Genomic DNA, 16310 nt, shown 5'->3' on the forward strand with positions numbered 1-16310 from the left:
GTCTTCCCTGTCTGCTGGGTGCAAGACATGCGGATAATCACAGATGGGGAGGAACAGATGGATCTGGGAATAGGTGGAAAGCGCGCGCTGGTCTGTGCCAGCAGTAAAGGTTTGGGTCTGGGCTGCGCCGAGGCTCTGGCGGCGGCTGGTGTGGACCTGGTGATGAACGCACGCGGCGTCGAGGCGTTGGAGGCTGAAGCCGCGCGCTTGCGTTCGGAATATGGTGTCGATGTGCAGAGCGTTGCCTGTGATGTGACCTCGGAAGAGGGGCAGGCGCAGGTGATTGCCGCAGCACAGGGCGTTGATATTCTTGTGACAAATGCTGGCGGCCCGCCTCCGGGCCTGTGGTCGGATTGGCAGCGTGACGACTTCATCAAGGCATTGGACGCCAACATGCTGACCCCGATTGCCTTCATGAAGGCCTTGTTGCCCGGCATGATGGATAAGGGCTGGGGCCGAGTGGTCAACATCACCTCACAATCCGTACGGGCGCCGATTGCCGTTCTTGGCCTGTCTAATGCGGCACGGACCGGGCTAACCGGATATGTGGCCGGAACGTCCAGGCAGGTCGCGCCGCAAGGTGTGACAATCAATAACCTGTTGCCGGGGATACATGCCACGGATCGGGCGGATTCCCTGGACGGAGGCGTGGCCGCGCAGCAGGGCATTTCCATTGATGAGGCGCGCGCGCAGCGTGAGGCAACTATCCCCACGCGCCGCTATGGCTCGCGGGAAGAATTCGGCGCAACTTGCGCGTTCCTGTGCTCGCAACATGCGGGCTTTATCGTCGGCCAGAACATCCTGTTGGATGGTGGCGCGACCAATCTGACGATGTGACCATGGCGCAAGGGTTTTCACTGAAGGATCAGTTGTTTAATGCAGAAAAGACCGGCTATCTGGCGGGGCTTTTTGCCGAGGCTGATCCAGGGTTCGATGCACAGGCGTTTCAAACGCAGGTGATGTCACGCCTTCTCGAGCTTGAGTTGAAAGAGCGGATGGCGTGGATCGCCGAATGCCTGCAGCAACAGGTTCCGGGTGAGCTGCCAACTGTCGCTCCGACCCTTTTACGGGCCTTGCCGCCGCCGCTGGATCCGAACAAAACGGATGACGATTTTGGCGATTTCATCTTTGCCCCGCTGGGAGAATGGGTCGTCAATGTCGGCCTTGATCACCCCGACCTCGCGCTGGACGTGCTGGCTGAACTGACGCAGAGGTTCTCGATGGAATGGGCCATTCGCCCCTTTCTAAATCACCACCCCGAACACGTCATGGAGCGGCTGGAGGATTGGTGCGGACATGACAGCTATCACGTGCGGCGTCTGGTGTCCGAAGGAACCCGCCCGCGTTTGCCATGGGGGCAGGCGGTGGGGCTGGAATTGACCGATCCGCTGCCTCTGCTGGATCGGCTGCATCAGGACCAAACGCGCTATGTGACGCGGTCGGTGGCCAACCATCTGAACGACATCTCCAAAAAAGACCCGGATCTGGTACTGGACCGCCTGCAGGGCTGGTCTCGTTCACAGCGTCAAGACGCGGACGAGCTGCGGTGGATGACCTCTCATACCCTGCGCGGTCTGGTTAAGGCCGGGCACCCACGCGCGATGAAGATGCTGGGATATGACCCTGATGCCGATATACAGGTCTCGGTTATGGTAAATGGGCAGGCAAAGATTGGCGGCGCGCTTGAGTTTGATGTTTCATTGGCTGGTGAGGTGAACCAACCCGTTTTGATTGATTATATCATCCATTTTCAAAGACCTGGCGGCAAAAAATCGGCCAAAGTTCACAAGCTGAAACAGGCCGCGCTAAGGAATGGAAACCTGACCTTGAGCAAAAAGCACAAGCTCAAAGGCGATGCGACCACGTTCAGGCTTGTTCCCGGCGCACATCTTCTGGAGATTCAGGTGAATGGCCGGGTGCGCGCGGATCTGGATTTTGAGCTGCTGGGCTAGCTCAACCTTTCGTCAGAATGCTCGGCTTTTGATTGCACGGCACGCAGCGCTGCGTTAGCTGAGCAACAGTCAGGCGAGGGGATGACAGCGATGAAACATGAATCGGTGCAGAACTACTATGGCGAGGTCCTGCAAAGCAGCGCGGACCTGCAGACCAATGCGTGCTGTACGCCTGACGATATGCCGGATCATCTGAAGAGGATTCTCGCAAATATTCACGATGAAGTACTGACCCGGTATTATGGATGCGGTCTGATCGCGCCGCTGGATCTTGAGGGGATGAGCATCCTCGATCTAGGCTGTGGCGCGGGTCGGGATGTATACGCCCTGTCTGCCATGGTGGGCGAGAAAGGGCGCGTGGTCGGCGTGGATATGACGCCCGAACAGTTGGATATCGCCCGCGCGCATCAGGATTATCACGCCGAAACCTTTGGATATGCCCAAAGCAACGTGGAATTCCATCACGGCTACATCGAAAAGCTGGATGAACTGGACTTAAAGGCGGGGTCTTTCGATATCATCGTTTCGAACTGCGTGATCAACCTGGCCACCGATAAAGAGGCCGTTCTGCGCGGCGCGCATCGCCTGCTTAAGGACGGCGGAGAGATGTATTTCTCGGACGTTTATGCGGATCGTCGCGTACCGCAGGCAATGGCCGAGGATGAGGTTCTGTATGGCGAGTGTCTGTCCGGTGCGCTGTACTGGAATGACTTTCTGTCGATGTCTCGCAAAGCCGGTTTCGGCGACCCGCGTCGAGTCACGCACCGCCCCTTGACCATCGAAAATCCGGTTCTTGAGGACCGCGTGGCACCGCTCAAATTCCTGTCAGCCACCTATCGTCTGTTCAAGTTACCTGCGTTGGAACCCGCTTGCGAAGATTATGGTCAGGCCGTGATCTATAAGGGCACTGTCCCCAATGCGGCGCACATGTTTGAGCTGGATGACCACCACGCAATCGCGACGGGTAAGGTGTTTCCGGTGTGCGGCAACACATGGATGATGCTCAAAGACACGCGGTTTGCGCGGCATTTCGAGTTCATCGGTGATTTCTCAACCCATTACGGCATCTTCGAAGGCTGCGGTGGTGAAAGCCCATTTGAGGCGACCGGGCAGGCCGAAACGGGCGGCTGCTGCTGATCCCTTGCACCCAAAGGGAGGTGTTGCTATCCCCGCCCAAGCCCGATTGATTTGATCGGGTAAGGCTACGGGGTCCATCGGTGACAGTAAACGCAACTCCTCCGCGTCTGGAAATTCGCAATCTGGTCGCCCGGTACGAAGGTCGGGTGGTGGTTGATGACGTCTCGCTGACCGTGCAAGCGGGGCAGGTGACATGCCTGTTGGGGCCGTCAGGGTGCGGCAAGTCAACGACGCTGCGGATGATTGCCGGTGTCGAGATGCAAGAGACAGGCCAGATCTATGTCGATGGCAAGCTGATCTGCGATACGGTGTTCCGTGTCCCGCCTGAGCGGCGCGAGATTGGCCTGATGTTTCAGGACTTTGCCCTGTTCCCGCATCTTAGCGTAGCTGACAATGTTGCCTTTGGCCTGAAGGGTAGCAAAGATGAAAAACGCGCACGCGTGGATGAGTTGCTGGCCAAAGTCGACCTGATGCGGTTCGCAGACAGCTTTCCACATCACTTGTCGGGCGGTGAGCAACAGCGGGTGGCCCTGGCGCGCGCATTGGCCCCACGCCCCCGGATCATGTTGATGGACGAGCCGTTTTCGGGGCTCGATAACCGGTTACGCGATGGAATTCGGGACGAAACTCTGGCGATCCTCAAGGAAGAGGACGCCGCTGTGCTGTTGGTTACCCATGAACCCGAAGAAGCAATGCGTATGGCCGATGAGATCGCCCTGATGCGCCGTGGCAGAATCGTTCAACAGGGTGCGCCTTACAACGTCTACACCCGTCCTGCGGACAAAGCTGCAGTTGCATTCTTTAGCGATATAAATGTGTTAGGCGCGCAAGTTAACGGAGCTTTGGCCGATACGCCATTTGGTCAGTTTCTTGCTCCGGGTGTGCCGGATGGAACGAATGTTGAGATTGTATTTCGGCCTCAGCACGTCCGTTTGGATTTTGATCGCAATGGCAAAGGTCCACTGCCGACACCGACGGACGGGGTAGCCGCGCGTGGTGTGGTCGAACGGGCGCGTTTTCTGGGCAACGAAAGCTTAATTGAATTCCGTATGGACTATGATGATTCAATCTTGAAAGCGACCGTTCCCAACGTGTTTGTCCCGCAAGCGGGGCGGGTCATGTGGCTGACCATTCGCCGCGATCGGTGCTTTGTATTCCCCAAATAGGGTCTAAAACTGCAGTTTAGGCGCAAGTGGTGCGTGAAAGCCTCAGATTGCGCCTGCGGGTTGCTTGCCGCAGTGCGGGGCTGGGTCTATCAAGGAAAAAACGCTGCGGTGGATGGGGCATATGCGTATTCTTCTAACGAATGATGACGGTATCAATGCGCCGGGACTTATCGCACTCGAGGCGATTGCTGCCGATCTGGCCGGACCGGATGGTGAAGTCTGGGTCGTTGCGCCCGCTTTCGAGCAATCCGGCGTGGGGCATTGCATCAGCTACACGCACCCGATGATGGTTGCCAAGCTGGGAGAACGCCGTTTTGCTGCGGAAGGATCACCAGCTGATTGTGTCTTGGCCGGTTTGCACGATGTGATGAAGGACGAACCACCCGACCTGGTATTATCTGGTGTGAATCGTGGGAACAACTCGGCCGAGAATACGCTGTATTCTGGCACAGTCGGGGGCGCGATGGAGGCGGCCCTGCAAGGGGTTCCGGCTATTGCCCTGTCTCAATATTTCGGTCCGCGCAATTTGGGGCTGGATGACCCGTTCGAATCCGCGACCCGATTTGGTGCCGAGCTGGTTCGTAAGATACTGGGGGCGACGCCGGCAGAACAAGGCGATTACCGTTTGTTTTACAACGTCAATTTCCCCCCAGTGCCTGCGGATGAAGTACTGGGCACCCGGATCGCCCCTCAGGGTTATCGGCGTGACACACATTTCTCGGTCGAGCCGCACAGCTCACCTTCGGGGCGGCGGTTTCTGTGGATCAAGGGTGGGTATCAACACAACCCGACTGCACCTGGGACGGATGCTGCCGTCAATCTGGCAGGCTATATCTCGGTCACACCAATGCGTGCGGATCTGACCGCGCATGACGCGCTGGAAGCGTTAAAGTCGATCGAATGAGCGGACTGGACCCTGAAACAACCATGCAGTTCCTGTTTGCCCTGCGCTCGCGCGGGGTGACGGATGCGCGTGTGCTGGCAGCAATGGAGCAGATAGATCGCGGCAGATTTGTCAAAGGCCTGTTTGCAGAACGCGCCTATGAGGATACGCCACTGCCGATTGCGTGCGGCCAGACGATCAGCCAACCGTCTGTCGTTGGGCTGATGACGCAGGCGCTGGAAGTACGTCCGCGTGATACCGTGCTCGAGATCGGGACCGGATCGGGCTATCAGGCCGCGATCCTGTCGAAACTGGCACGCCGGGTATACACGGTCGAGCGTCATAAGCGACTTGTGCGCGAAACCGGCCAGTTGTTCCGTGATTTGGGGCTGACAAATGTGACGGCAATGTTGTCGGATGGTTCGTTTGGTCTGCCCGAGCAAGCCCCGTTTGATCGTATCATCGTGACCGCAGCTGCCGAGGACCCGCCCGGGCCGCTCTTGGCGCAGCTCAAAATCGGCGGTATCATGGTTTTGCCGGTGGGGCAGTCGGATACGGTCCAGACATTGATCAGGGTCCGACGCACCGAATCCGGTTTGGACTATGACGAATTGTTGCCTGTCCGTTTTGTGCCCTTGTTAGAAGGGCTTGGGAAGGATGGAGCTTAAAGGAATATTCTGCAAAATGCGCCGGAACCCCGATGAACAGGGGCAGGTGTCGAGGACAATAAAATGAGAGCAGTTTCCAAATCAGCAATGCGCCGCTGTGCGTTAGGAGTGGCTAGCCTTGCAATCCTGGCTGGGTGCGAAGGGCCGCTGGACTATGATCTTCGCGGACAGGTAGGCGGTTTTTCCACCGCCGAAGCAGCACAGTCGGCGACGACCAACCGGCCCGCACCGGATGCCAGGGGTGTCATCACATATCCGACCTATCAAGTGGCGATTGCTCGCCGCGGTGACACTGTCAGAGACTTGGCCGCAAGGGTTGGTTTGCCTGAAGGAGAGCTGGCGCGTTTCAATGGTCTAATGCCTACCGATTCCTTGCGCGAGGGCGAAGTTGTGGCACTGCCCCAGACGGTCGGTTCCGCAAGCTCTGTCGATATTGCGACGATAGCTGGTACGGCAATCGACGAAGTCCCCGCAAATGGCTCGGTCCGTACATCAACGCTTGAACCCGCAAAACCTGCGGCGGCACCGGCACCAACCGGTCCCGAACCGATCCGCCACAAGGTGAAACGTGGTGAAACGGCATTTACAATTTCACGCCTCTATGACGTTCCCGTTGAGGCGCTGTCAGACTGGAATGGATTGGATTCCGATTTTACCGTCCGCGAAGGCCAGTTCCTTCTGATCCCGGTGAAAAGCCAATCCGCACCGCGCAAAGCTGCTGTGCCTGCAACGAATGTGACACAGCCCGGCCAGGGGTCTCCGACACCGACGCCGCCCAGTGCTACGCAGCCCTTGCCTGACGAAACCATTTCCCCGGCCACTCCGGCACCTGATGTGACCGCCGAGGCACCAACAAACCAAAGCAATTCGGCGCTTGGGCTTCCTGTGAACGGTACGATTATCCGCACCTATCAAAAGGGAAAGAACGAGGGGATCGACATCGCAGCGGCCGCAGGATCGCCTGTAATGGCGGCAGAGGCGGGAACTGTTGCGGCGATCACTGCTGATGCAGATCAGGTTCCGATCATCGTTGTTAAACACAACAGTGATCTGCTGACCGTCTATGCCAATGTGGCAGATATCACGGTCAAGAAAGGGGATCGCGTGCGACGAGGGCAGAAGATTGCCTCGCTGCGGAGCGGGGACAACGCCTATGTCCATTTCGAAGTGCGCAAAGGCTTCGAATCTGTAGATCCAGAGCCCTATCTGAAATGATAAGAATGGCCCCGTCAGGGCCATGCCGCTGGCAGGGATAATCCCAACCCGATGACGGCAGGGTTAAGCGTATGGGTCGTAATCGCTCAGACGCTTTCCCGGCTCGTCTGCAAAAATCTCGGGCAGGGGAAGGACGGTTTCGATCAGGTCAATTCGGAAGACCCGGAAACCATCGCGGAGTTCACACCAGGAAGTCAGCGTCCAGACTCGTCCCCAATACTCCATATGCAATGGCCGAATGGTGCGCTCGGTCAGCACGCCGTCGATCCTGCGGTAACTCAGACGTAATTTTTGTCGTGATTTGATGGCGGCGCGGATCGGGGCCATATGCGCCAGCCCGCGTGCGGCATCGGCAAAGGGGTATACCGCAAATTTCCAGCTGTCAGCCTCGGAAATCACCTGGGTCGGCAGCACGGTGTCGATCTTTTCAGCCAAAGACTCGGCGGCGGTTTTCAAGTCGGGGTCGGCGGCCTCGGCCACGATTGCCATGCCAAGGTTCAGCGCTTCCAGTTCGGCCGGGGTCAGATTCAGCGGGGGCAGGGTGATCTGCTCACGCACCATATAGCCTACGCCGCGCTCACCTTCGACCGGAACGCCCGAGGCGGCCAGCGTATCCATGTCGCGATAGATCGTGCGGACCGACACCTCGAGCCGATCCGCAATGTCCTGCGCACGGTGCAAGCCACCGTCGCGCAGGATCTGAATAATGTCGAACAGACGATCAGTACGGCGCATGACACGCCGCTCTGACCGGGGTTATGCGGTCATGTTCCATAGCACGTTCTCGTGGCGCATCTGCATGCCTTCGGGGTTGATCGCTGCGATCAGTGCGGGCGCAAAACCCTGCTGCGGGAACTGCGCAGCTGCGTCCTGTGCGGCCTTCATATCGGTCCAGATCACGTAGTCAGTCCAGCGCCCGTCTTCGCCTTGACTGAGTTGACGATGGGCAAACCCCGGAGCTGCGCGTACAAAGGCTTCGGACGCTTGGCTGAGTTTTACGAACTCTTCCGGGGTTGTCCCGTTGGCGAGGGTGAAGGTGACGATTTCTGCAACATGGGTCATGTGAATCTCCGTTGACCAGGTTTCGATACCGCCTACCTAGTCCCTATCAACTGACACAAACCTGTCAGTTGATCAATCCGAGGCCGTAAAAAACATCGGATCGGATCAAATTTGAAGGCAGATTTGAACCAACTCACTTTTGCAGGCGGGCCAGCGGGCGTAGACACGGACCCAGATCACATTTCCGGCGTACGGCGCCGACGTTAAAGGAGAAGAGAGATGCTCAACAATATTGGCCTTCCCGGCATTCTGCTGATCGCAGTTGTGGTTCTGGTGCTATTCGGCCGTGGCAAAATCAGCTCGTTGATGGGCGAAGTGGGCAAAGGCATTACGTCATTCAAGAAGGGCGTCAAAGAAGGCGCAGAGGAACTGGATCAGGACGCATCCGAGCTGGCCAAAGACGTCACGCCCGAGACCGACAAAGACAAGGTCTGATCCGGTATGTTTGATCTGGGCTGGACCGAGCTTCTGGTCATCGGCGTCGTTGCCCTGATCGTTGTGGGGCCAAAGGATCTGCCGGTTTTGTTCCGTAATGTCGGTCGTTTTGTCGGCAAGGCCCGTGGCATGGCGCGCGAATTCAGCAGTGCCATGAACGATGCGGCGGATCAGGCCGGTGTGAATGACATCAAAAAAGGTCTCAACGCGGCCACCAACCCTGTAGGCAGCGCCATGGATGGTGTGAAAGAAGCCGCGCAGGACCTGGCCAAAAGTATCGACCCCACCAAGTTCGACCCCGATAGCGAGACCGGTAAGTTGGCCGCCGAACGGGCCGAGCAGGCCAAGAAGATTCAGGCCTCGACCGCACGTGCTGCGGCTGAGCGTAAGGCGAAAGAAGCCGCCGACGCGATGGCCAAGGCTGAAGAGGCCGAAGCCGCGCTGAAAACCGAAGGCAAATCATGACCGACACAGACGAGATCGAAGACAGCTCGGCCCCATTGATCGAGCATCTGGCGGAACTGCGCACCCGGTTGATCCGCGCGGTCATTGCCTTTGTAATAGGCATTGTCCTGGCCTTTACGGTCGCGGAACCTATCCTGCAATTCCTGGTCCAACCAATCGAGGCAACGCTGCGCGATCTGGGCGATCCGTCTCCGACTTTGCAATATACCTCGCCACAGGAATATCTGTTTACGCTGTTCCGAATTTCGATGGTGTTTGGGTTTGCGCTGGCCTTCCCGGTGATTTCCTATCAGCTGTGGCGCTTTGTGGCACCTGGTCTGTACCGGTCTGAGAAGGGCGCTTTCCTGCCATTCCTGGTCGCCTCACCGTTCATGTTCCTGCTGGGGGCATCTTTTGCACAATTCGTGGTAACGCCGCTGGCCATGCAGTTCTTTTTGGGCTTTGCGGATGTCAGTTCGATTTTTGCCAATCTGTTGTCGGCGACTACCGGAGATGTTCCGGAAGAGATCGTGGTTGTGCCCGAAACCACCGAGGGCGTGAAGATCACGTTCTTCGGCAAGGTGAATGAATCGCTGGATATCACGCTGAAATTCATCCTTGCCTTTGGTCTGTGTTTCCAACTGCCTGTGCTGCTGACCTTGATGGGTAAGGCCGGACTTGTCAGCGCCGAGGGTTTGGGCAGTGTCCGAAAATACGCCATGGTAGGTATTCTGGTGCTTGCTGCCCTTGTGACACCGCCAGACGTGATCACTCAGATCATCCTGTTTGTCGTGGTCTATGGCCTCTATGAGGTGTCGATCTTCCTTGTCGCCCGAGTTGAGAGAAAGCGCGAGGCCGAGTTGCGCGCAGAAGGATACTATGACGGCGAAGAAGAGGCGGATGCCGATATCATCCACGAAGAAGACGGCAAATAAAGCTGCGATCAAGCAATGAACAGGCGCGCCCAGCCCGGCGCGCCTTTTTCATGCGCCGCTCTTGTCGCGCCGGGCGGAACATGGTTTGAGACCCTGCAGACACGACCGGAGGCCCCAATGGATGACCAAGCTCTGAACCGTATTGCCGACGCGCTGGATCGCATGGCCCCGGCGCCTCTGGCCGCGCCCGATTTTTCGGCAGCTCCGGCTTTTGTCTGGCATGTCGAACCCGATCGCCTAGAACCGGTTAAGCAGGTCAATCGGGTCGATTTGGATCTCTTGGTGGGTATCAACCGGTCTCGCGATACACTTTTGGACAATACACGCCGCTTTGCCGCGGGATTTAAGGCCAACAATGCACTGCTCTGGGGCGCGCGCGGTATGGGCAAATCCAGCCTTGTCAAAGCGGTCCACGGCACCCTGCAGAACGAACATCCCGATCTGAAACTGGTTGAGCTGCAGCGCGAAGATATGGGCTCGGTCGCGCGTCTGCTGAACCATCTACGCGCAGCACCGCATCGGTTCATCCTGTACTGTGATGACCTGTCCTTCAGCCACGATGATCAGCACTACAAATCGCTCAAGGCAGTGCTGGACGGTGGCATCGAAGGTCGCCCGGAAAATGTGGTGTTCTACGCCACCTCAAACCGCCGCCACCTGATGCCGCGGGATATGATCGAAAATGAACGTTCCAGCGCCATCAACCCGTCTGAGGCCGTAGAAGAGAAGGTCTCACTGTCGGACCGGTTCGGGCTATGGCTGGGTTTCCATCCTTGCGATCAGGACGAATACCTTGCCATGATCGACCGCTATTGTGCTTCTTACGGCGTCTCGGTCGACGCAAACACCCTGCGCGCCGAAGCGATCGAATGGCAAGCCACACGTGGCGCGCGCTCGGGCCGTGTGGCATGGCAATTCTTCGTCGATCTGGCCGGGAGAAACGGTGTTCACATCGCGTAATCCGCCGGCTTCATCTGGCTAAAAATACCTCCGCCGGAGGCATGGCCCAATGGGCCATTCCTATAACAGAGCCAGAATGCGCGCCGCTTCATCTGCGGTGCTGGTCAATGCCTCCCGATCCTCACCGGGATGAAACCGGGCACGCACGGCAGTAGGCATAGCAGCCGGTTCCACGATGCTCACACGCGGCCCGGTGCGCTCAGTTTCCAGCGCCCAGCTACGGGCCAGAGCCATCTGCGCCGCCTTGGTGGCACCGTAGATGCCATAGAATTTCTCGCCCGCCTTCGGATCATCGAAAAACACCGCATGGCCGGCCTCACCCAGCAAAGGCGCAACATAGGGGATCAGGACCGACGTGGCGGTTGCGTTGGTGTTGATGGCTTTGGTCCATTCCTTGGGGTCAATGAAATGGGTCGGCGTCAGGGCCGAAGTGTGAACCGCAGTATGCAGCCACAGGTCCACCTTGCCCCAGCGATCATGGATGCCACGACACAATGTGGCCATTGCATTTGGATCGGCGATATCCATCGGAGCCAGGGTGGCTGAACCGCCCTTTGCTTTGAGGCGGTCGTCCAGTTCTTCCAACCCGCCGGTGGTGCGGGCGACAGCGACGATGTGGTACTCTGGTGCCAGCGCCTCGGCCAGGGCAGCGCCCAGCCCGCGTGAGGCCCCGGTGATGAGGGCGATTTTAGTCTGATCGGTCATGACTGCGGTTTGAACCCAAGCGCGCAGCGCGTCAAGACAGGATTAGCTGCCCGGGATCGCTATGCGCGTCGTCTGACCGCTTTGTCGCAGCATGATGCCCTCGGCATCAATGGCCACAATAGTACCTGAAGACACACGGCTGCCCAGCTTGACCTCTTTGACCCGGCCAGAAGACATCCGCATCAGCGCGCGCATATCGGCTTTTGGCCCAAACACCCCAAGCAGGGTGACAGAGTTTTTGCTAAGCGCGCCCTGTTGCGTGGCCGCGCTTGTGACGGTTTTGTTTGACATAGAGTGCGGCTGCGGCACACGGCCCCAACCCCTTTTGATGAGTGGTTGGAGGCGGACTATCAAACGCAACAAGGGAACAAAAGGTCCGGTAAACTGTCCGTTCCGTCACTTTTACACCGCAGTTGGAGAACCCATTGCGATTGCGTTTCCTTCGCCAATAAGTTGTGCGCGGAACCTAAGCGGTTTCACACCGAGACGGGGCGGTAGCCGCCCAACTGGCGCGGGGCAGGGGAATGCTGATTCGCCGAGAGCCTATCCCGAGGCCAGCTTGGCTGCGTTCCACGATCCGCCGGGCACCTGCATGTCTTCGCGCTTTTTGCTCACGCGTGAGCTGGTCTCAAGCGTGTCCAGATAGTCCGAGCTGACGCTGCCGGTGATGTAATTGCCGTCAAAGCAGGAACAATCGAAGGCTTCGATCTCGGGATTGCCTTCTTTGGCCGCCCAGATCAGATCGTCCAGATGCTGATAGATCAGGGCGTCCGCACCCAGCTCTTGCCGGATTTCCTCGACCTCTTTGCCATGGGCAATCAGCTCGTGTTTGGTGGGCATGTCGATGCCATAGACATTGGGATATTTTACCGGCGGCGAGGCGCTGGCAATATAGACCTTCTTGGCCCCGGCCTCGCGGCACATCTGTACGATCTTTTTGATCGTGTTCCCACGCACGATGGAATCGTCAATCAACAGCACATTATGGCCATCAAACTCCAGCGGGACCGCATTCAGTTTGCGGCGCACAGATTTCTGACGCTCGGCCTGACCGGGCATGATGAAGGTGCGTCCAACATAGCGGTTTTTGACCAGACCTTCGCGATAGGGGATGCCTGTGATCTTGGCCGCCTCAAGCGCGACAGGACGGGCGCTGTCTGGGACCGGGATGATCCGATCAATCTCAAGCCCTGATTCCTGGATCTGTTTGGCCAGCGTCTGCCCCATACGCATCTGCGTTTTATAGACAGAGACGCCGTCCAACAGAGAATCCGGACGCGCGAGATAGACATATTCAAAGATACAGGGTGTCAGCTTGCCTTCGACCGCCTGGAATTCGTGCATGTTGCCGTCCAGGTCGATCAGGATCGCTTCACCAGGGCGCAGGTCGCGCATCTTGTTGAAGCCGTTGATGCCAAAGGCCACATCTTCCGAGGCAAACGCAAAGTCGTCGCCACCGCTTTCGGTTTCGCGGATGGCCACCGAGAGCGGGCGAATTCCGTGCGGGTCGCGGAAGGCCAGCATTCCGACACCTGCAATCAGGCAGATCACCGAATAGGCGCCCTGTACCCGTTCCATCGTCATCTTCACACCGGCAAAGATATTGCGAATGGGCTCGGCGTTGCCATTGACCTTGATTGCGTCAGCGACCTTGTCCGCCAGAACGTTCAACAGAATTTCCGAATCTGACGTTGTGCGCAGGTGGCGGCTGTATTTTCCAGTGACCTTCTCACGCTGTGCGGCAGTGTTGGTGATATTGCCGTTATGAACCAGGTAGATGCCATACGGGGCATTCACGAAGAACGGCTGCGCCTCGGCCGCGCTGAGCGACCCGGCGGTCGGATAGCGCACATGGCCAATGCCGACCTTTCCAAGCAGGGTATCGGCGTCCTGAGCGTTAAACACGTCCTTGACCAGCCCGTTGGCCTTCTTTTCGCGGAAGAACTCTCCGGTATACGTGACGATACCCGATGCATCCTGACCCCTGTGCTGTAGCATCAGAAGCCCGTCATAGATTTCCGCAAACACATCATGTGTTCTGCTTGCGATCCCCAAAATCCCACACATGTACGGGCTCCAAATTACTATGACGATTTAAGTTGTGGCGGTGTTCGGAACATCAGCATGGCGGTGTCTTTGCCTGATACTTCCCATAGATCTTGGGATGCAGACGCGCCCTGGTCGCAAGCGGCAGGCGCGAAAGAAAACAGATACAGCAAGATCGGCAGCTCCGATTCCATGTCAGTTCGGACTTCACATAAAGCCTTACGGAGGCTGTGTCATCAAAGGATCACATTTGCGATTTGACGCAGGTGGAATTTGCCACAATGGCCGAACAAAAGGTGACAGGTTTCGCAGCTTGTGCTGTCATAGAGGAAACAATCCGAAACAATAGTTTCTTCAAGCCAAGCGGATTTCAGACATGTGGCAAAACAATCAAGGTCAGAAAAAGCAAGAACCGGTAAAACGCCGGTGCCACCGATGCCGTGGAATGGGGCGCGCACCCTGTCAGATTTGCGGAGGCGCAGGTGAAGTGATCAAAAGTCGGGACATTTTTGGCAAGCCCGTCATGTCCCGTTGCGAAGGGTGCTTTGGGCTGAAAAACATCAGATGCACCGTTTGCGCCGGAGAAGGGTTTGTCTAAGCCGAATTGAAAAAGCCCGGCTTTGACCAGGCTTTTGCTTTATTCCGCTGCAGGTGCTTCAGGGGCGGCAGGTGCGTCGGATGGATTGGCGCTTTCACCACAGCTGGCTACCAGTTCTTCATATTGGGATGTTACCCACCCCAGCGCGGCTTCGGGGTTTTGCTCTTCGATTTTGTCGCTGAATTGTTCGAACACTTTGGCTGACCGGCTTTCATCGACGATGGTGTAGGATTGGCCCGTCATGACTGTGTCATAGACGAAGAAGGCAATCGCCACCAAAAGGATGCCGCGCGCGATTCCAAAGAAAAACCCAAGTGCCTGATCCAAGCCGCCCAGTGCAGACCGTTGCACAAGAGATGAGAACAGTGGGGTAAATATACTAACCACGATCAGGGCAATGGCAAACACGCCAGCGAACCCGGTGATAACCGACAATTCACAACTGTCGCGCAGGAAATCTCCGACAACGGGGATTTCTTTGACCAGTGGAACGGCCTGTGGTGCGAAAATGAATGCCAAAACTGCCGCTGCAACCCATCCCGCGATCGCGAGAATTTCCCGCAACAGGCCACGGGAATAGGCCAGCAGACCCGATATAACGATGATCAGGGCAACTACCCCGTCAATTATTGTAAAACCTTCCATGGCCCTCGCCCGTAATTTTTTCTGCCCCTCAAGGCGTTACCTTAACCTGCTCCGAAGGTTTCGCCAACAAACCCTACCAAATCAGAGGGCCGGGTGAGTGTCAGACCTGCCACAGTACCGGTTTTCCCGCCTGCCGGAGCTATGGCGGATGTGAAACCAAGTTTTTGGGCTTCTTTCAACCTGTTTTCTGTCTGAGGGGCCGGTCTAAGTGCCCCGGACAACGAGATTTCTCCGAAAACGACGGTGTCCGTTGGCAGGGCCGTGTCCTCGCGCGCGCTGAGTAGCGCTGCAGCAACGGCAAGGTCCGCGGCTGGCTCGGTGATTTTAAGCCCGCCTGCGACGTTGAGATAGACATCGAGCCCGGCAAAGGGGATGCCGCAGCGGGCTTCGAGCACGGCAAGGATCATTGCCAGCCGTCCGCTATCCCATCCGACGACGGTTCGGCGAGGCTGAGAGTGGGGGGATGGGGCAACCAGCGCCTGAAGCTCAACCAGAACCGGCCGTGTCCCTTCGATACCAGCAAATACGGCCGATCCGGGGCTGGGCTTGCCGCGTTCAGATAGAAACAGGGCCGACGGGTTTGTGACTTGTGCCAGACCCTTGCCTGTCATCTCGAACACGCCAATCTCATCGGCTGGACCAAACCGGTTCTTGACCGCACGCAGAATGCGGAACTGATGCCCGCGTTCGCCTTCGAAATAAAGAACGGTATCAACCATGTGTTCAACCACGCGGGGGCCAGCGATCTGACCATCTTTAGTGACATGGCCAACCATGATGATTGAAACTCCGTGTCGTTTCGCAAACGTGGTCAATTCATGTGCTGCGGCGCGGACTTGTGACACTGAACCCGGTGCGCTGTCGACGTTGTCGGCCCACATGGTTTGAATTGAGTCGATGATTGCGAGACCGGGTTTCTCGGCTTCCAGCGTGGTGAGGATGTTACGCAGGTTGGTTTCGGCGGCCAGTTGCACGGGCGCATCTTCAAGCCCTAACCGGCGCGCGCGCATCCTAACCTGCGCGCTGGCTTCCTCGCCCGAGACGTAAATGGTTTTCACACCCGCACGCGAGAACCGGGCCGCGGCCTGCAGCAAAAGGGTGGATTTGCCGATGCCCGGATCCCCACCTACCAGTAAGGCCGAGGCGGGGACGAGTCCGCCTCCCAGCACGCGATCCAGCTCCTCGACCCCGCAGAGTGTGCGGGGTGGGGGCGTTTCCTCGGTCGACAGGTCCGTGAGTGTGATAGACTGGCCACGCTTGCCGCCGAGGGATTTTTTGGCCGGGCCAGCCGAAAGGGGGACGTCTTGCGAGATGGAATTCCATTCACCGCAGCCGTCGCAGCGCCCGGACCATCGTGAATGAGTGGCACCGCAGGCCGAGCATGAAAAAGTTGTCTTTGCCATGGCGCCCTTGGTGCCCGAGGAATGGCGGTTCTTCAAGCCCTCGTGGGCCTTCATCT

Annotated in this window: 18 protein-coding genes; 11 read left to right on the forward strand and 7 right to left on the reverse strand. The window is 57.7% G+C overall.

What is annotated here, in order from left to right:
• Window positions 1-57: 57 nt before the first annotated feature.
• From AC2FLG_RS09935 to AC2FLG_RS09965, 7 genes are all read left to right on the forward strand, one after another.
• The gene (locus tag AC2FLG_RS09935; RefSeq protein WP_496706091.1) at window positions 58-837 is read left to right on the forward strand and encodes an SDR family oxidoreductase; all 780 of its coding nucleotides are present in this window, start codon (window positions 58-60) and stop codon (window positions 835-837) included.
• Window positions 838-839: 2 nt separating this feature from the next.
• Complete coding sequence (locus AC2FLG_RS09940; RefSeq protein ID WP_496700473.1) at window positions 840-1952, forward strand: YhaZ family DNA alkylation repair protein; 1113 nt, start codon at window positions 840-842, stop codon at window positions 1950-1952.
• A gap of 90 nt (window positions 1953-2042) precedes the next feature.
• Complete coding sequence (locus AC2FLG_RS09945) at window positions 2043-3089, forward strand: methyltransferase domain-containing protein (protein ID WP_496706024.1); 1047 nt, start codon at window positions 2043-2045, stop codon at window positions 3087-3089.
• A gap of 80 nt (window positions 3090-3169) precedes the next feature.
• Entirely contained in the window at window positions 3170-4255 is a 1086-nt protein-coding gene (locus tag AC2FLG_RS09950) for an ABC transporter ATP-binding protein (RefSeq protein ID WP_185956606.1), read from the forward strand.
• Between the two features lie 121 nt (window positions 4256-4376).
• Window positions 4377-5159, forward strand: a complete 783-nt coding sequence (gene surE, locus AC2FLG_RS09955; protein ID WP_496706026.1) for a 5'/3'-nucleotidase SurE — start codon at window positions 4377-4379, stop codon at window positions 5157-5159.
• A complete protein-coding gene (locus AC2FLG_RS09960; RefSeq protein WP_142633458.1) occupies window positions 5156-5806 on the forward strand; it encodes a protein-L-isoaspartate(D-aspartate) O-methyltransferase in 651 nt (216 codons plus the stop codon). The genes surE and AC2FLG_RS09960 overlap by 4 nt, the downstream gene beginning before the upstream one ends.
• A 63-nt stretch (window positions 5807-5869) precedes the next feature.
• Window positions 5870-7021 carry a peptidoglycan DD-metalloendopeptidase family protein gene (locus AC2FLG_RS09965; protein WP_496706028.1) on the forward strand — a complete coding sequence of 384 codons (1152 nt, stop codon included), beginning with the start codon at window positions 5870-5872 and terminating at the stop codon, window positions 7019-7021.
• 63 nt (window positions 7022-7084) lie between these two features.
• On the opposite strand, the gene AC2FLG_RS09970 is transcribed toward AC2FLG_RS09965, so the two are convergent.
• On the reverse strand, window positions 7085-7756 hold the full coding sequence (locus tag AC2FLG_RS09970; protein ID WP_496706030.1) for a helix-turn-helix transcriptional regulator: 672 nt from the start codon (window positions 7754-7756) through the stop codon (window positions 7085-7087).
• 21 nt (window positions 7757-7777) lie between these two features.
• The gene (locus AC2FLG_RS09975) at window positions 7778-8083 is read right to left on the reverse strand and encodes a hypothetical protein (protein WP_142633465.1); all 306 of its coding nucleotides are present in this window, start codon (window positions 8081-8083) and stop codon (window positions 7778-7780) included.
• 219 nt (window positions 8084-8302) lie between these two features.
• On the opposite strand from AC2FLG_RS09975, the gene AC2FLG_RS09980 reads away from it, so the two are divergent.
• The 4 genes from AC2FLG_RS09980 to AC2FLG_RS09995 all read left to right on the forward strand — a co-directional run bounded on the left by AC2FLG_RS09980 (window position 8303) and on the right by AC2FLG_RS09995 (window position 10857).
• The gene (locus AC2FLG_RS09980) at window positions 8303-8518 is read left to right on the forward strand and encodes a twin-arginine translocase TatA/TatE family subunit (protein WP_142633467.1); all 216 of its coding nucleotides are present in this window, start codon (window positions 8303-8305) and stop codon (window positions 8516-8518) included.
• A gap of 6 nt (window positions 8519-8524) precedes the next feature.
• Window positions 8525-8983 (forward strand): Sec-independent protein translocase protein TatB, encoded by a 459-nt coding sequence (gene tatB / locus AC2FLG_RS09985; RefSeq protein WP_496706032.1) that lies wholly within the window; start codon window positions 8525-8527, stop codon window positions 8981-8983.
• Window positions 8980-9897, forward strand: a complete 918-nt coding sequence (tatC, locus tag AC2FLG_RS09990; RefSeq protein WP_281971999.1) for a twin-arginine translocase subunit TatC — start codon at window positions 8980-8982, stop codon at window positions 9895-9897. Before tatB ends, tatC begins: the two co-directional genes overlap by 4 nt.
• A 117-nt stretch (window positions 9898-10014) precedes the next feature.
• Window positions 10015-10857, forward strand: coding sequence for an ATP-binding protein (locus AC2FLG_RS09995; RefSeq protein ID WP_496706034.1), 843 nt, complete (start codon window positions 10015-10017; stop codon window positions 10855-10857).
• A gap of 60 nt (window positions 10858-10917) precedes the next feature.
• On the opposite strand, the gene AC2FLG_RS10000 is transcribed toward AC2FLG_RS09995, so the two are convergent.
• The 5 genes from AC2FLG_RS10000 to radA form a co-directional block, all read right to left on the reverse strand.
• A complete protein-coding gene (locus AC2FLG_RS10000) occupies window positions 10918-11562 on the reverse strand; it encodes an SDR family NAD(P)-dependent oxidoreductase (RefSeq protein WP_496706036.1) in 645 nt (214 codons plus the stop codon).
• A gap of 42 nt (window positions 11563-11604) precedes the next feature.
• The gene (locus AC2FLG_RS10005; RefSeq protein WP_496688283.1) at window positions 11605-11853 is read right to left on the reverse strand and encodes a hypothetical protein; all 249 of its coding nucleotides are present in this window, start codon (window positions 11851-11853) and stop codon (window positions 11605-11607) included.
• A 252-nt stretch (window positions 11854-12105) separates the two neighbouring features.
• Window positions 12106-13629, reverse strand: a complete 1524-nt coding sequence (gene purF / locus AC2FLG_RS10010) for an amidophosphoribosyltransferase (protein ID WP_496706037.1) — start codon at window positions 13627-13629, stop codon at window positions 12106-12108.
• Window positions 13630-14245: 616 nt separating this feature from the next.
• On the reverse strand, window positions 14246-14851 hold the full coding sequence (locus tag AC2FLG_RS10015) for a CvpA family protein (RefSeq protein WP_496706039.1): 606 nt from the start codon (window positions 14849-14851) through the stop codon (window positions 14246-14248).
• 41 nt (window positions 14852-14892) lie between these two features.
• A complete protein-coding gene (gene radA / locus AC2FLG_RS10020) occupies window positions 14893-16254 on the reverse strand; it encodes a DNA repair protein RadA (RefSeq protein WP_496706041.1) in 1362 nt (453 codons plus the stop codon).
• Window positions 16255-16310: the final 56 nt, after the last annotated feature.

This window comes from Ruegeria sp. CDSA193, assembly GCF_059611885.1.

Excerpts from the sequence above, each read along its gene's own strand:
- AC2FLG_RS09960 (WP_142633458.1), top strand. The coding sequence starts at position 5,156 with ATGAGCGGACTGGACCCTGAAACAACCATGCAGTTCCTGTTTGCCCTG.
- radA (WP_496706041.1), bottom strand. The coding sequence starts at position 16,254 with ATGGCAAAGACAACTTTTTCATGCTCGGCCTGCGGTGCCACTCATTCA.
- AC2FLG_RS09940 (WP_496700473.1), top strand. The coding sequence starts at position 840 with ATGGCGCAAGGGTTTTCACTGAAGGATCAGTTGTTTAATGCAGAAAAG.
- AC2FLG_RS09975 (WP_142633465.1), bottom strand. The coding sequence starts at position 8,083 with ATGACCCATGTTGCAGAAATCGTCACCTTCACCCTCGCCAACGGGACA.
- AC2FLG_RS09935 (WP_496706091.1), top strand. The coding sequence starts at position 58 with ATGGATCTGGGAATAGGTGGAAAGCGCGCGCTGGTCTGTGCCAGCAGT.
- purF (WP_496706037.1), bottom strand. The coding sequence starts at position 13,629 with ATGTGTGGGATTTTGGGGATCGCAAGCAGAACACATGATGTGTTTGCG.
- AC2FLG_RS09945 (WP_496706024.1), top strand. The coding sequence starts at position 2,043 with ATGAAACATGAATCGGTGCAGAACTACTATGGCGAGGTCCTGCAAAGC.
- tatB (WP_496706032.1), top strand. The coding sequence starts at position 8,525 with ATGTTTGATCTGGGCTGGACCGAGCTTCTGGTCATCGGCGTCGTTGCC.
- AC2FLG_RS10000 (WP_496706036.1), bottom strand. The coding sequence starts at position 11,562 with ATGACCGATCAGACTAAAATCGCCCTCATCACCGGGGCCTCACGCGGG.
- AC2FLG_RS10015 (WP_496706039.1), bottom strand. The coding sequence starts at position 14,851 with ATGGAAGGTTTTACAATAATTGACGGGGTAGTTGCCCTGATCATCGTT.
- AC2FLG_RS09995 (WP_496706034.1), top strand. The coding sequence starts at position 10,015 with ATGGATGACCAAGCTCTGAACCGTATTGCCGACGCGCTGGATCGCATG.
- AC2FLG_RS10005 (WP_496688283.1), bottom strand. The coding sequence starts at position 11,853 with ATGTCAAACAAAACCGTCACAAGCGCGGCCACGCAACAGGGCGCGCTT.
- AC2FLG_RS09965 (WP_496706028.1), top strand. The coding sequence starts at position 5,870 with ATGAGAGCAGTTTCCAAATCAGCAATGCGCCGCTGTGCGTTAGGAGTG.
- surE (WP_496706026.1), top strand. The coding sequence starts at position 4,377 with ATGCGTATTCTTCTAACGAATGATGACGGTATCAATGCGCCGGGACTT.
- AC2FLG_RS09970 (WP_496706030.1), bottom strand. The coding sequence starts at position 7,756 with ATGCGCCGTACTGATCGTCTGTTCGACATTATTCAGATCCTGCGCGAC.
- tatC (WP_281971999.1), top strand. The coding sequence starts at position 8,980 with ATGACCGACACAGACGAGATCGAAGACAGCTCGGCCCCATTGATCGAG.
- AC2FLG_RS09980 (WP_142633467.1), top strand. The coding sequence starts at position 8,303 with ATGCTCAACAATATTGGCCTTCCCGGCATTCTGCTGATCGCAGTTGTG.